We start from the raw sequence: 12,196 nt of genomic DNA, 5'->3' as shown, positions 1-12,196 counted from the left end.
TGACGCCGCCCGCAGGCGTGGCCGAGAGATCGAACACGCCCGTGCGGAACGTCCAGGCTCCGGTGTACCACTCGGCCGCCGCGCCGTAGGTATAGCCCCAGCCATCGCCCGCGTAGTCGAAGGTGCCGGCATTGACCAGCGACCAGTTCAGGAAATCGGACTTCGGATTGTTGGCGTATTTGTTGGTGTCGAAGATGTCGTTGATGCCGAAACGGCCGACGGTGACGACCAGCCGCTCGGTCGAGCGCGTGCCCTTGAACTGAGTAAAGTCGTCGTCGATGTTTTCAGTGTCGCCGCCGAAATTGATGGTCTGGCGCAGGAAGGCGCGCTGCACGCGCGCATAGGGCGTCGACAGGCCTTGCCTGTAGGCTTCCGCGCTCGGAAAGCCGGCCACGCCATGGGTGTCGTTAAGGCCATGGCCCTGATCGATCTCCGGATTGGCCCAGAACTCCGCACCCGTCCACAGTTTGACGCCGACCGAAAGCGTCGTGTCGAAGGTCTCTTTGGCCTGCGCGGCGCCGTTCAGGCTGTTTGTTCCCTGATAAGGCGAACGAAACGCCGGATAGCCCTGTTCGACGAAGGTTGCCTGCCCGTGCACCGCGAAGATGTCGGCGTTGTCCTTGAAACGCGAGGGCGCAACCGATGCCGGCCGCGACGGGTCGTCGAAGCGGTAGTTCAGCGCGAGACGGAACTGATGTTCGGAAAGGCTGGACGAAACACGTTGTCCGGTTCCGGGGAAGCCCACGGCGACCTCCGGAAAACCGGTCCAGAGATATTCGCCGCGGACGGTCCAGCTCGGCGCGATCGGCCTCTCAATGCCGAGGCCGGCGGCCCAACCGAAGCGGTAGAGGAAGCGATCTTCGGAATTGCCGCTCGCATTTTGCGTCAACGTCTGCTGGTTGTAGCTCCAGGCAAGCCCGCCGGTCGCATAAAACAGCCAGTGGCCCGGTGCATAGCCGATGCGGCCGCGCACCGTGCCTGACGCCAGCACATTTTCGCTGAAGGTTCCGGCGCCGAAACTCGGCGAGGTGAAATTTGAGGCGCCGCCAATGGTCATACCGCTGATGACATCGGGAAAAGTTGGAAACGAGCCATCGACCTCGATGCCCAGCACCAGGCGATTTCGCAGCATCCAGTTGTAGCCGCCCTGCACGCCTTCGAACCAGCTGCCGCTCTGCCGGAAGGCATTGGGCGACTGATAAAGGCTGAACGAGCCGGCAACCGGCGCGCCGCCGCCGAGCGGATCGAGTGTCCAAGGCGAGTTTCCGGTCGCAAGCCCGACATGGCCGCCGATGTAGAAGCCGGTCCAGTCGTAATTTGCCGCGGGAAGCGTCTTCACCGGCAGCGCCGGAAGATCTGCGGCGTGGGCGGCGTCCGCCAACAACGCGAGCACCGCGCAGGACGCGCCGAGCCAGCACATCCTGTGCCTCAACTGGCTTGTTTCAGCAGACAGAATCAAAGGCGGCCCACCATGCCCAATAACAGGTTCATTCCTGTCATCGCGATGCAGCGGATGTCAATGCAACCGGTCGCTGGCCGGAACGGGCGACTGCGCGTGTCATATTTCGGTAACAGGCGAGCTCGCGGCGAGAGCGCTACGGCGTCTTGATGCCGAGCTTTCGCAATGCCGCCAGCATGCGCTCTGGGGGTGCCATTTTGACGACGAGCGGCTGGCCGGTTTCCAGAAGGCTCTTCAAGCTCGAGAGGATCGCGGGCCAGCCCTGGCGTCCGCCCGAGAGAATGTCGTCCTCGAGCGTGCGGACATGCGACTCGGTCATGGTGAGCCGCACGGCCTCACCGGCCGGCTCGATGTCGTAACTTACAAGCGTCGGCCCAAGCTTTTCGATCAGGTCGGGCCAGTTCACGTTGAAGGTGAAGGTGAGCTTGCGATACGGCACACACTCGGCGACTTCGCCTGAAATATGCAAGGCGCCATCGGGTGTTCGCACCGTGTAGGCGCCTCCGACCCTTAGATCGACCTCGACCGCATTGCCGAAGAAATACTTCCGGCTGAATTCGGCCGAGGTCAGCGCTTCCCACACTTTCTCAGGGCTGGCGGCGATGTAGATCGTGTAGACGGTGAGCGGCTTGAAATGATCGATCTTCATGGTTCTCGCGCATCCATCTTCAGCGCTTCGAACGGAATCTGAAGCGGCTCGCCGGTCTCGAGCAGGCTCTTCAGGCTCGACAGGATCGCCGGCCAACCCTTTGAGATACCTGCATAGAACTTGCCGCCCTCCACAAAGCCTTCATGCGTCAGCGTCAGCTTGACCAGCTTGCCGTAGGGCTCGAGTACAAAGGTGGCAAGCGCCGGGAACTCGTTCTTATATTTGTCCGACAGGTTGATGAAGGTGTAGGCGAGCTTTCGCGGCGGATCGCATTCGACCACCTTGCCGGCATCCGACACGGTGCCGTCGCTCCGCACCATTTCAAAGGAAGAACCGACCTTCCAGTCCGAGCGCAGCCGCGCCCCGAACCAATAGCGGGCGGTGAAATCTCCGTCAGTCAGCGCGTGCCAGAGTTTTTCGGCCGTGGTCTCGATGTAGGTGACGTAAATGAATTCGGGTTTGGACATGGCACTTTCTCGTCTTACGCGCTGCGTTTCCAGTTCCGGCGGGTCATCGGCATGGCCTCGCCGGTCTCGATCAGGGTTTTCAGGCTGGAGAGGATCGGCGGCCAGCCGCCGCTGATCGCTTTCAGCATCTCGGCATCGAGGTCGCCGTGGATCACGGTGAGCTTGCAGGCACCAAACTGTTCTTCGACCGTGAAGGTGACCCTCGACACCTTGTCGGGATTATCGGCCTGTTCGGGCCGGGCCCACGACAACACCAATCGGTGGGGACGGTCGCTTTCGAGCACATGGCCTTGAACCATCACTTCCGAGCGGTCGTCGTAATTGGCGTGCAACCAGCGCGAGCCGACCTTCCAGTCCGACAGGTTGCACTGCCGGCCCCAATATTCCTTGTTCATTTCCGGGTCGATTAGCGCGTCCCAGACTTTTTCGCAGGGCGCTTGGATATAGACGACATAGATATATTCGGGCTTAGGCATCGGCCGTCTCTCTTTTCGCGGTCGGCGGCGGTTCGATCGAAGGGACGTTGCCGTTTTCCAGCAGGCTCTTCAGGCCGGAGAGCACCATCGGCCAGCCGCCGGAAATCTCGCAATAGGTGACGCCGCCTTCGTCGAGATTATCGTGCGTCACGGTCAACTTGACGGATCCACCGCTCGGTTCGATGTCGAAGGTCACACGCGAGGTGCATTCGCGTTTCGATTCCGGCGAACAGCCATCAAAGGTATAGGCAAGCTGCCGCGGCGGGTCGGAGATCAAGATCTTGCCGTCGGAGTGCGGCACGCCTTGCTTGGTGAAGCGATAGGTCGAGCCGACCGTCCAGTCGGAAGCGATGCGATGGCCAAACCAGTAGCGCTCGGTGAAGTCGCCGTCGGTCAGCGCCTGCCAGAGTTGCTCGGGCGTGGTTTCGATGTAGGTGACGTAAACGAATTCCAGTCTACTCATCGCGCTTCTCCAGTTGCCGTTTCAACTCGCTGAGCGCGGTAAGCTTTCCGCGCTCGAACTTCTTGATCCACCGTTCGCCGATCTGATGGATCGGGACCGGATTGAGGTAGTGCAGCTTCTCGCGACCCTGCTTGTAGGTCGTGACGAGGTTCGCCTCTTCGAGAATGACAAGGTGCTTGGTGACGGCCTGCCGCGTCATGGCGAGGCCCTCGCAAAGTTCGTTCAGCGTCTGTCCGTTTTTGGCGTGAAGCCTGTCCAGCAACGACCGTCGCGATGCGTCGGCCAGAGCCTTGAACACGTCGTCCATGCGCGAACAATAGGCAACCAAATGGTTGCATGTCAAGAGGGTGTTTTGGCGAGGCCGCCGGAGCGTGCTAGGGGAGGGAAGAGCCAGCGCGAGACTGGCTAAAGCGTGGGGTGGAAAAACATGAACCGTTACGTCAAGCCGGCAACCTGCTTCGCAACCCTGTTCATCCTGTGCGGCGGCGCTGACGCGCAGAGTGGGGAAACTCAGCCCGTCCAAAAGATATCCGCGCAAAAGATTGGCGCCCCGCCCGAGGCCTCCAACATGAAACTAGTCGGCTATAGCGATCTGCAGGCGCGCAGCGCCTATCAGCCGACCATCCACCATCAAGGCGACCGCTGGATCGCCTATATCGGCCACCACGGCGGCACCGACGAAATTCCCGATCCGGTCAATCCCTTGACCGGCAAGGCCGAACCGAATGGCACCTCGATCGTCGACGTCACCGATCCCGCGCATCCGAAATATCTGGTCCACATTCCCGGCCAGGAGGGAAAATACGAAAGCGGCGGCGCGCAGATGGTGCGCGTATGCGACGGCAAGCAATTGCCGAAGGGCGATCCGAACGCCGTTTATATGCTGCGGGCGATCGGCAGCGCCGGACACGAGGTCTGGAATACCGCCGATCCCACCCATCCGGTTCTCGTCAGCAAGATCGGTGAGGGACTGAAGGACACGCACAAGAACTGGTGGGAATGCAACACCGGCGTCGCCTATCTCGTCTCCGGCAAGCCGGACTGGCGCACGCGCCGCATGACCATGATTTACGATCTGTCCGATCCCGCCCACCCCGTGAAGATCAGGGATTTCGGACTGCCCGGCCAGGAGCCGGGCTCGACCGGCGCGGTTCCGACCGAACTGCACGGGCCGATCTCGGCAGGCCCCGAAGGCAACCGCGTCTATTTCGGTTACGGCACCGACAAGGGCGGTTTCCTGCAGATCGTCGATCGCGACAAACTGCTCAACGGGCCGAAGGAGCCGACGGCTGAAAACCTGCGTTATCCGGAGATCTCGCGCATGTCGATGTCGGCCTTCAATGGCGCGCACACGACTTTTCCCATGTTGAAAATGCCGATCGCCGAATTTGCCCATGACAAGGAGCCGACCCGCGACATCGTCATGATCGTGGACGAGGAGATCGTCAACGAGTGCGCCGAACCGCGGCAGATGGTGTGGTTCGTCGATGTCAGCATCGAAACCACCCCGATGGTGATCTCGAGCTACACCGCCAAGGAGGCCGACGGCAATTTCTGTGAGCGGGGCGGGCGTTTCGGGGCGCATTCCTCCAATGAGAGCATGGCGCCGGTCTACTACAAGAAGATGGCGTTCATCTCCTACTTCAACGCCGGCGTCCGCGCGCTCGACATCCGCGATCCCTATCACCCGACCGAGGTCGGGTATTTCATTCCTGCGATCACGGCCAATACCGACAAGCGCTGTGTCAAGATCGATGGCAAGGATCGCTGCAAGGTCGCGATCCAAACCAACAATCTGGAGACCGACGAGCGCGGCTACATCTACATCGTCGACCGTGCCAATACCGGCATGCACATTCTGGAATTGACCGGCGAGGCGCGCAAGATCGCCGGGTTGCCGTAGTAGACGCCGCCATTGCAAGCGACAGCCAGCGGGCCGCGCGAATGCGCGCCCGATGACAGGCTCCGCAATCTAGCGCAACGAGAAGAAACTGGATTGCTTCGTCGCTCCAGCGCAAAATTGCTACGCAATTTTGTCGCGGGCTCCTCGCAATGACGGTAGCAGCATAAGCGATCGTCATGCCCGGGCTTGACCCGGGCATCCACGTCTTTTTACGTAGGCAGCAAACGAAGACGTGGATGGCCGGGATAAACCCGGCCATGACGGTAAAGATAGGTCAAACCATGTCCCTGCAAGTCTATCTCGCCTATATCGCCGCCTGTGTGGGCTTAGCCCTGCTGCCCGGGCCGATCGTCACGCTGGTGATCGCCAATGGCCTGCGCCATGGCACGCGCGCGGCGCTGACCAATATCGCCGGCGTGCAGGCGGCAATGACCATCGTGATCGGAATCGTCGCGATCGGGCTGACTTCACTGATGGCCACGATGGGCTACTGGTTCGACTGGGTCCGCTTTGCCGGCGCGGCCTATCTCGTCTGGCTCGGTATCAAGCTGATCCGCGATCCGATTCAGGGCGTCAAGGCCGAGGCGCCACCACCGCCGCGCGGCGGATTCTTCCTGCAAGGTTTTCTGGTCGCGCTGAGTAATCCCAAGCTACTGGTGTTCTTCGGCGCCTTCATTCCGCAGTTCGTCGATCTGAGCCGGGATCACTTGCCGCAGGTCGCCATTCTCGGCGTCACGTTCATGATCGTCGCGGGCCTGACCGACGGCGCCTACGCGCTGCTTGCGGGGCGCGTGCGCTCGTTCTTCTCGGCGCGGCGGACGCGGATGCTGTCGCGCGTCTCCGGCGGCGTCATGATCGGTGGTGGCGTCTGGCTCGCGCTGACGCGTGCGAGATAGAAGCGTTGCAGATGTTGTCTTCACCTCTCCCCGGTGGGGAGAGGTCGGCGCAAAGCGCCGGGTGAGGGGACCAGGCGTACAGAGAGATCGTAACCCCTCACCCCAACTCGCTCCCAGTGCGAGAGGGAGCCGACTTCCGTTGCGGCTCAAGATAAGTTCATATCGCTAAGCGGGCAGCAGCGCCTGCGCGCGTAACTCGGCTTCGATATCGCCGAAGATGTTCGCCAGCCGCTCGGCCCATTGCGCCTCGCCGGCCGGATCAGCGATCAGATCCTGGCGGATCTCGATTCCGGTGTTCATCAGCCCACGCGCTTCGCCGTGTACTGGTATCGTATAGTCGGTCTCGTTACTGACGGCATACGGCTCGTTGTCACCGACGACGAGATCGCCTTGCGCGCGCAGATGCTTGAGCAGCAGCGGCGGAAGCCGCCTGTCGCGTTGATACAGCGTGCCGACATGCCACGGCCGTTTGATGCCGGCATAGACCGGCGTGAAACTATGCAGCGACACCAGCACCGTCGGAATGCCGTCGCGCTGGCGCTGGTCGATCACCTCGCTGATGCGGCGATGATAGGGATCAAATACCTCGCGCCGCCGTGCCTCGGTCGCCTCGCGGGTGAGACCCTCATTGCCGGGAACGGTCGTGGCTTCGCTGATCAGCGGGATCGAACTCGGCGAAGCGAAAGGGCGGTTGCAGTCGATCACCAGCCGCGAATAGGCTTGAGCCACCAGATGTGCGCCCAGCCGGTCTGACAGCGCGCGCGCCACGGCGGCGATGCCGATGTCCCAGGCGATGTGCCGTGTCAGTTCGCTGTCGGGAAGGCCGAGGTCGCCAAGCGCACGCGGAATCGCACGGCCGAAATGATCCGAGGTCAGAAGGAACGGGGAGGCGCCTTGCGGATTGTGCTCCACGACCGGAGCCGCATCCGCGCTTCCCAGAAGTAACGATGTGTCGCTACCGTCCACCAAGGCCATCTTTTGTTGCCTATTTGCCTCTTCTACCGGCATCTCGAGATCTCGAAATGTGCAGTGATAGGTATAGATTGGAACTTACGAGATCATCATAATTGCAACCCAACGATGCCGCGTCTGACGATTCACCACAAGACCGAATACCGCTATGCGCGGCCCGTCGCGTTCGGCGAGCACCGGATCATGCTGCGGCCTCGCGTCGGGCACGATCTGCGCCTGCTGTCGGATGATCTGAGAATCGAGCCGGAGCCGATGCGGCTCCGCTGGATCCATGATGTGTTTGGCAACAGCGTGGCGATCGCGAATTTCGACGAGCGCTCGGACCGCCTTGCCTTCACCTGGCGGGCGACCGTCGAGCACAACCCGGCGGAGGAATTTGCATTAACCCCGGACGACGCCGCTTATTTCTATCCCTTTCTCTACGATCCGGATGAATTTCCGGACCTGCGTCAGTTCATCACGCCGCAATACAGCGATCCGAATGGCGAACTATCGGCCTGGGCGCGGCAATTCCTCGATGCGGAATCACCGACCCCGACCTTCAAGATCCTCAGTCAGATGACCCACGGCATCTGCGCGTCGTTCGCCTATCGTAGCCGCCATGAGCATGGCACCCAGCATCCGCTCGATACGCTGCAGACTGGCTCCGGCACCTGCCGCGACTATGCGCTGTTGATGATCGAGGCGCTCCGGCAGCTCGGCGTCGCCGCGCGCTTCGTGTCCGGCTATCTCTTCGTTCCCTCGAACGGGGAAGAGGGCCATCTCGGCGGCGGCTCGACCCATGCCTGGGTCCAGGTCTATTTGCCAAGCGCCGGCTGGATCGAGTTCGATCCCACCAACGGCATCGTTGGCACACGCGACCTCATCCGCGTCGCGGTGGCACGCGATCCGCGCCAAGCCATTCCGCTGCACGGGACCTATCTCGGATCGGCCGACGCTTTCCTCGGCATGGACGTTGCTATTCAGGTGGTCTCCGATGACGAGGAGGCAATAGAGGCCTGATGGAAATCAAGGTCGGATTCGAAATCGCCTATAGCGCGCCAGCGCCGACGCCGATGGTGATCATGCTCTCGATTCACCCCTCGCGCCGCGGCGACATCATCGGTCAGGAGACCATCATCGCCGAGCCCGATGTGCCGATCCGCTACTACAACGACTCTTTCGGCAACATTTGCGGGCGGCTGGTCGCGCCCGCCGGCGGCGTGACACTGCGCGGCAACGCGCTGGTGCGCGACAACGGCTTGCCGGACGTCGTGGCCGAAGAGGCCGAGCAGATTCCGATCGAGCAACTGCCCGACGACGTGCTGGTCTTTCTGATGGCGAGCCGCTACTGCGAAACCGACAAGCTGGTCGATCTCGCCTGGTCGCAGTTCGGCAACACCAGGCCCGGCTGGTCGCGCGTGATGGCGATCTGCCAATACGTGCACGAGCACATCAGTTTCGGCTACGCGCACGCGCACCACATGAAATCGGCGTTCGACGCCCACGAGCAGCGCGCTGGCGTCTGCCGCGACTTCGCGCATCTGGCGCTGACGCTCTGCCGTTGCATGGGCATTCCGGCGCGCTACTGCACCGGCTACATGGGCGACATCGGCATTCCGCCGGAACCTTTCCCGATGGATTTTTCCGGCTGGTTCGAGGCGTATCTCTCTGGCCGCTGGTACACCTTCGATGCCCGTCACGTGGTGCCGCGGATCGGCCGCATCCTGATGGCGACGGGCCGCGATGCCGCCGACGTTGCGCTGTCGACGAGCTTTGGCCGCATGAACCTCGCCAAGTTTTTTGTCGTCAGCGAGGAGGTGACGGGCTAGGTAAATGCCGTCATTCCGGGCGCACCAAAGGTGCGAACCCGGAATCCATTTCTCCCCACATTCGAACGGCCCAATGGATTCTCAGCGGCGCAATGCGCCCCACAGTTCGCTCGTGTCACTCGCGCCCCGGAATGACAGGAACCATGACTTCCGACCTTCTCTTTGTTTACGGCACCCTGATGCGCGGCTATTCGCATCCAATGGCGCGGCTATTGTCGGCGAATGCCGACTTTCTCGGCGAGGCGAGCTGTTGCGGCCGGCTTTACAAGGTGAAGCAGTATCCAGGCCTGGTACTGTCGGATCAGCCGTCCGAGATCGTGTTCGGCGAGCTCTATCGTTTGCGCGCGGTCCAGGATCTCTTGCGCGAGTTCGACATGTATGAAGCCTGCGGCGAGGGGTTTGCCGAACCGACCCAATATCTGCGGCAGATGCTCACCGTGACGCTCACCGATGGGACGAGGCGAGAAGCCTGGACCTATGTCTACAACTGGCCGATCGAGGGGCTTTCCCCGATTAAGTCGGGGCGGTTTTTGTAAAGTTGAGTTCCGTGTCCCGGGCGCATGGCGGCACGAAATGCCGCTGTGCAGGGGACCCACGTTTCGGTTTGCGCCTGATGGATGGGCCCCGGATCAGCGGCGCATCACTGGCGTGCTGCGCGGCGTCCGGGGCACGGCTCCGAGGCTGCGGCCCTGTGAATAGCGGCAAGAAGGCCTAATCTCTTCGTAATTTCGTCCGGGCACCCTATATCCGTAAGCCTTCGTCCCGACTCAAAGGACTGCGCTAGAATCCGCCCATGCGCTTTACGCCCCAATTCCTCGACGAACTGAAGGCGCGGCTTCTGGTGTCGGAAGTCGTCGGCCGCCGCGTCAAGCTGAAGAAGGCGGGCCGCGAGTGGAAGGGCCTGTCGCCGTTCCAACAGGAAAAGACGCCCTCGTTCACGGTCAACGACCAGAAGCAGTTTTACCACGACTTCTCGACCGGCAAGCACGGCAACATCTTCGACTTCCTGATGGAAACCGAGGGCGTAACGTTCCCGGAGGCGGTCGAGCGTCTGGCGGCGATGGCCGGACTGCCGCTGCCGGCGGCAACGCCCGACGCCGCACGGCACGAAGCGCGGCGCAAGACGCTGCACGACGTGATGGAACTGGCGGCGAAGTTTTTTGCGGGCACGCTGGCCTCGCGCAGCGGTGCGAAAGCGCGCGGCTATCTCGCCGATCGCGGCATCACGCCGGCGACGCAGCTGCAGTTTCGCCTCGGCTATGCGCCGCCAGACCGGTTTGCGCTGAAGGAGCATCTCGGCGCTCAGGGAATCCCGGTCGAGGACATGATCGAGACCGGGCTTCTGATCGGTGGCGAGGACATTCCCGTTCCCTACGATCGCTTCCGGGACCGGGTGATGTTTCCGATCACCGACGCCCGAGGCCGCGTGATCGCATTCGGCGGTCGCGCGCTCGAGAAGGACGTACCGGCGAAATACCTGAATTCGCCGGAGACGCCGCTGTTTCACAAGGGCGACAATCTCTACAACATCGCGGCCGCGCGGCAGGCCGCGCATGACGGCAGCCCCATTGTCGTTGTCGAAGGCTATGTCGACGTGATCGCCATGGTCGGCGTCGGCTATCCGGCAACCGTCGCGCCGCTCGGCACGGCGCTCACCGAAAACCAGCTCGCGCTGCTCTGGAAGATGGCCGACGAGCCGATTCTCTGTTTCGACGGCGATCGCGCCGGGCAGAAGGCGGCCTGGCGCGCGGCCGAGCTGGCGCTGCCGCATCTGGTGCCCGGCAAGAGCCTGCGCTTTGCGCTGCTGCCCGAAGGCCAGGATCCCGACGATCTGGCGCGCTCCGGCGGCCGCGCCGCGGTCGAGGATGTGATCGCGGCCTCGCGCGGTCTCGTCGACGTGGTCTGGGCGCGCGAGATTGAGGGCGGCAATTTTGCCACCCCCGAGCGCCGCGCCGCGCTGGAGAAGCGCATCGGCGAATTGTCGAATGCGATCCGTGATGAGGTCGTGCGGCGCTATTATCGTCAGGATTTTTCCGATCGCCTGTCGCGCATGTTCGCGCCGGAGGTCGCGCTCACCCCCTATGGCGGCGGCCGCCGGGGCGGAAATTATGGCGAATCACCTCGCCGGTTTGTCGCCCGCGGCGGCCAAATTCCCGGCCGGTTCGCCGCCGCGGCGGGCCGTCCACAGGGACCGGCCGCCGCGCTCCGCGGGCCCTATCAGGCGGCAAGTTCGCAGCTTGCGGCAAGCCCGCTGCTGCGGGGCCAGCGCAGCGCGATCTCGCGCCGCGAGGCCCTGATCCTGCAATGCCTGATCAACCACCCCTGGCTGCTGCACGACCATCTGGAGGAGGCGGCGGCGCTCGAGCTGCCGCACCCGGAGGCGCACCGCCTGCGCGCCGGCATCATCGCGGCCTTCGCTGCCGACCATCACCATTCGCCAGATGCCGCCGAGCAGAGCGAAAAGCTTCGCGCCGATCTCGAGCGAGGAGGGTTTTCGCAGGTTCTTCAAAGGGTTGATAGCGCCATCACGACGTCGGCGGTATGGGCGGCAAAGCCCGGCGCGGCGCGGGACGATGTTCTTTCCACCTGGCACCAGCTGGTCTCCTTGCATCGGCAGTACCACTCCTTACTTAGGGAGCTAAAGGATGCCGAGCTCGCCCTTGGCGAGGATGCAAGCGAGGCCAATCTGGCCTGGCTGCGCGACATCAAGACCCGCTTGTCCGAAATGGATGGGACGGAGGCCATCATCGAGGGGTTCGGCGAATTATCCGGCCGATTCCAGGGCTCCGGCTGAAGGCCGGGGGGCTCGGCCCGGGGTGGTCTTGAGGCCGAAGATTTGTGCGGACGATCCTTTTTGGAACCGCAAAAAGACTCGCCAAACCCGTGGTTTGGCGGCAAAAACAGGGTTAAGCGACGCTTAATGGCTTTGAGGCATTTTCGAAAGTAGCGGGCGGCCGGATTTCAAGTCGAACAAAGCGCGCGGAATAAACCAACGTGCATTCTGTTCGACTATTCGATGATCCGAACGACCTGCAATTTCCGCAAATCCGCATCAAGGTCATTTGTGTGAAATCCGCCGAGAGCGACTGGGGGTGGCGAA

At 62.4% G+C, this 12,196-nt stretch carries 13 protein-coding genes; 6 read left to right on the top strand and 7 right to left on the bottom strand.

Annotation, left to right across the window (positions count from 1 at the left end):
• From VFL62_RS09450 to VFL62_RS09425, 6 genes are all read right to left on the bottom strand, one after another.
• The coding region (locus tag VFL62_RS09450) for a carbohydrate porin (protein ID WP_325172110.1) at positions 1 to 1,420 on the bottom strand (1,420 nt) is incomplete at its 3' end.
• 175 nt (positions 1,421 to 1,595) lie between these two features.
• A complete protein-coding gene (locus VFL62_RS09445) occupies positions 1,596 to 2,108 on the bottom strand; it encodes an SRPBCC family protein (RefSeq protein ID WP_325172109.1) in 513 nt (170 codons plus the stop codon).
• A complete protein-coding gene (locus VFL62_RS09440; RefSeq protein WP_325172108.1) occupies positions 2,105 to 2,575 on the bottom strand; it encodes an SRPBCC family protein in 471 nt (156 codons plus the stop codon). Before VFL62_RS09440 ends, VFL62_RS09445 begins: the two co-directional genes overlap by 4 nt.
• Before the next feature lie 14 nt (positions 2,576 to 2,589).
• The gene (locus VFL62_RS09435; RefSeq protein WP_325172107.1) at positions 2,590 to 3,051 is read right to left on the bottom strand and encodes an SRPBCC family protein; all 462 of its coding nucleotides are present in this window, start codon (positions 3,049 to 3,051) and stop codon (positions 2,590 to 2,592) included.
• Positions 3,044 to 3,514: an SRPBCC family protein gene (locus VFL62_RS09430; protein WP_325172106.1), complete on the bottom strand. Its 471-nt coding sequence runs from the start codon at positions 3,512 to 3,514 to the stop codon at positions 3,044 to 3,046. Before VFL62_RS09430 ends, VFL62_RS09435 begins: the two co-directional genes overlap by 8 nt.
• The gene (locus VFL62_RS09425) at positions 3,507 to 3,821 is read right to left on the bottom strand and encodes a metalloregulator ArsR/SmtB family transcription factor (protein WP_325172105.1); all 315 of its coding nucleotides are present in this window, start codon (positions 3,819 to 3,821) and stop codon (positions 3,507 to 3,509) included. The genes VFL62_RS09430 and VFL62_RS09425 overlap by 8 nt, the downstream gene beginning before the upstream one ends.
• A gap of 120 nt (positions 3,822 to 3,941) precedes the next feature.
• Here VFL62_RS09425 and VFL62_RS09420 point away from each other — a divergent pair, with 120 nt between their 5' ends.
• Positions 3,942 to 5,417: a hypothetical protein gene (locus tag VFL62_RS09420; RefSeq protein ID WP_325172104.1), complete on the top strand. Its 1,476-nt coding sequence runs from the start codon at positions 3,942 to 3,944 to the stop codon at positions 5,415 to 5,417.
• Between the two features lie 281 nt (positions 5,418 to 5,698).
• Complete coding sequence (locus VFL62_RS09415; protein WP_325172103.1) at positions 5,699 to 6,313, top strand: LysE family translocator; 615 nt, start codon at positions 5,699 to 5,701, stop codon at positions 6,311 to 6,313.
• A gap of 165 nt (positions 6,314 to 6,478) precedes the next feature.
• Here the strand turns inward: VFL62_RS09415 and VFL62_RS09410 are convergent, their stop codons facing one another.
• Positions 6,479 to 7,288 (bottom strand): N-formylglutamate amidohydrolase, encoded by an 810-nt coding sequence (locus tag VFL62_RS09410; protein ID WP_325172102.1) that lies wholly within the window; start codon positions 7,286 to 7,288, stop codon positions 6,479 to 6,481.
• A 105-nt stretch (positions 7,289 to 7,393) separates the two neighbouring features.
• Here VFL62_RS09410 and VFL62_RS09405 point away from each other — a divergent pair, with 105 nt between their 5' ends.
• The 4 genes from VFL62_RS09405 to dnaG all read left to right on the top strand — a co-directional run bounded on the left by VFL62_RS09405 (position 7,394) and on the right by dnaG (position 11,890).
• Positions 7,394 to 8,287: a transglutaminase family protein gene (locus VFL62_RS09405; protein WP_325172101.1), complete on the top strand. Its 894-nt coding sequence runs from the start codon at positions 7,394 to 7,396 to the stop codon at positions 8,285 to 8,287.
• On the top strand, positions 8,287 to 9,096 hold the full coding sequence (locus tag VFL62_RS09400; protein WP_325172100.1) for a transglutaminase family protein: 810 nt from the start codon (positions 8,287 to 8,289) through the stop codon (positions 9,094 to 9,096). Before VFL62_RS09405 ends, VFL62_RS09400 begins: the two co-directional genes overlap by 1 nt.
• A gap of 143 nt (positions 9,097 to 9,239) precedes the next feature.
• Positions 9,240 to 9,632, top strand: a complete 393-nt coding sequence (locus tag VFL62_RS09395) for a gamma-glutamylcyclotransferase family protein (protein ID WP_325172099.1) — start codon at positions 9,240 to 9,242, stop codon at positions 9,630 to 9,632.
• Positions 9,633 to 9,889: 257 nt separating this feature from the next.
• Complete coding sequence (dnaG, locus tag VFL62_RS09390; RefSeq protein WP_325172098.1) at positions 9,890 to 11,890, top strand: DNA primase; 2,001 nt, start codon at positions 9,890 to 9,892, stop codon at positions 11,888 to 11,890.
• Positions 11,891 to 12,196: the final 306 nt, after the last annotated feature.

Origin of the sequence: Bradyrhizobium sp., from assembly GCF_035701725.1 — a bacterium.
Lineage (GTDB): Bacteria > Pseudomonadota > Alphaproteobacteria > Rhizobiales > Xanthobacteraceae > Bradyrhizobium.
Note: the sequence above shows the minus strand (reverse complement) of the source record. Positions and strands in the feature narration are given on the sequence as shown.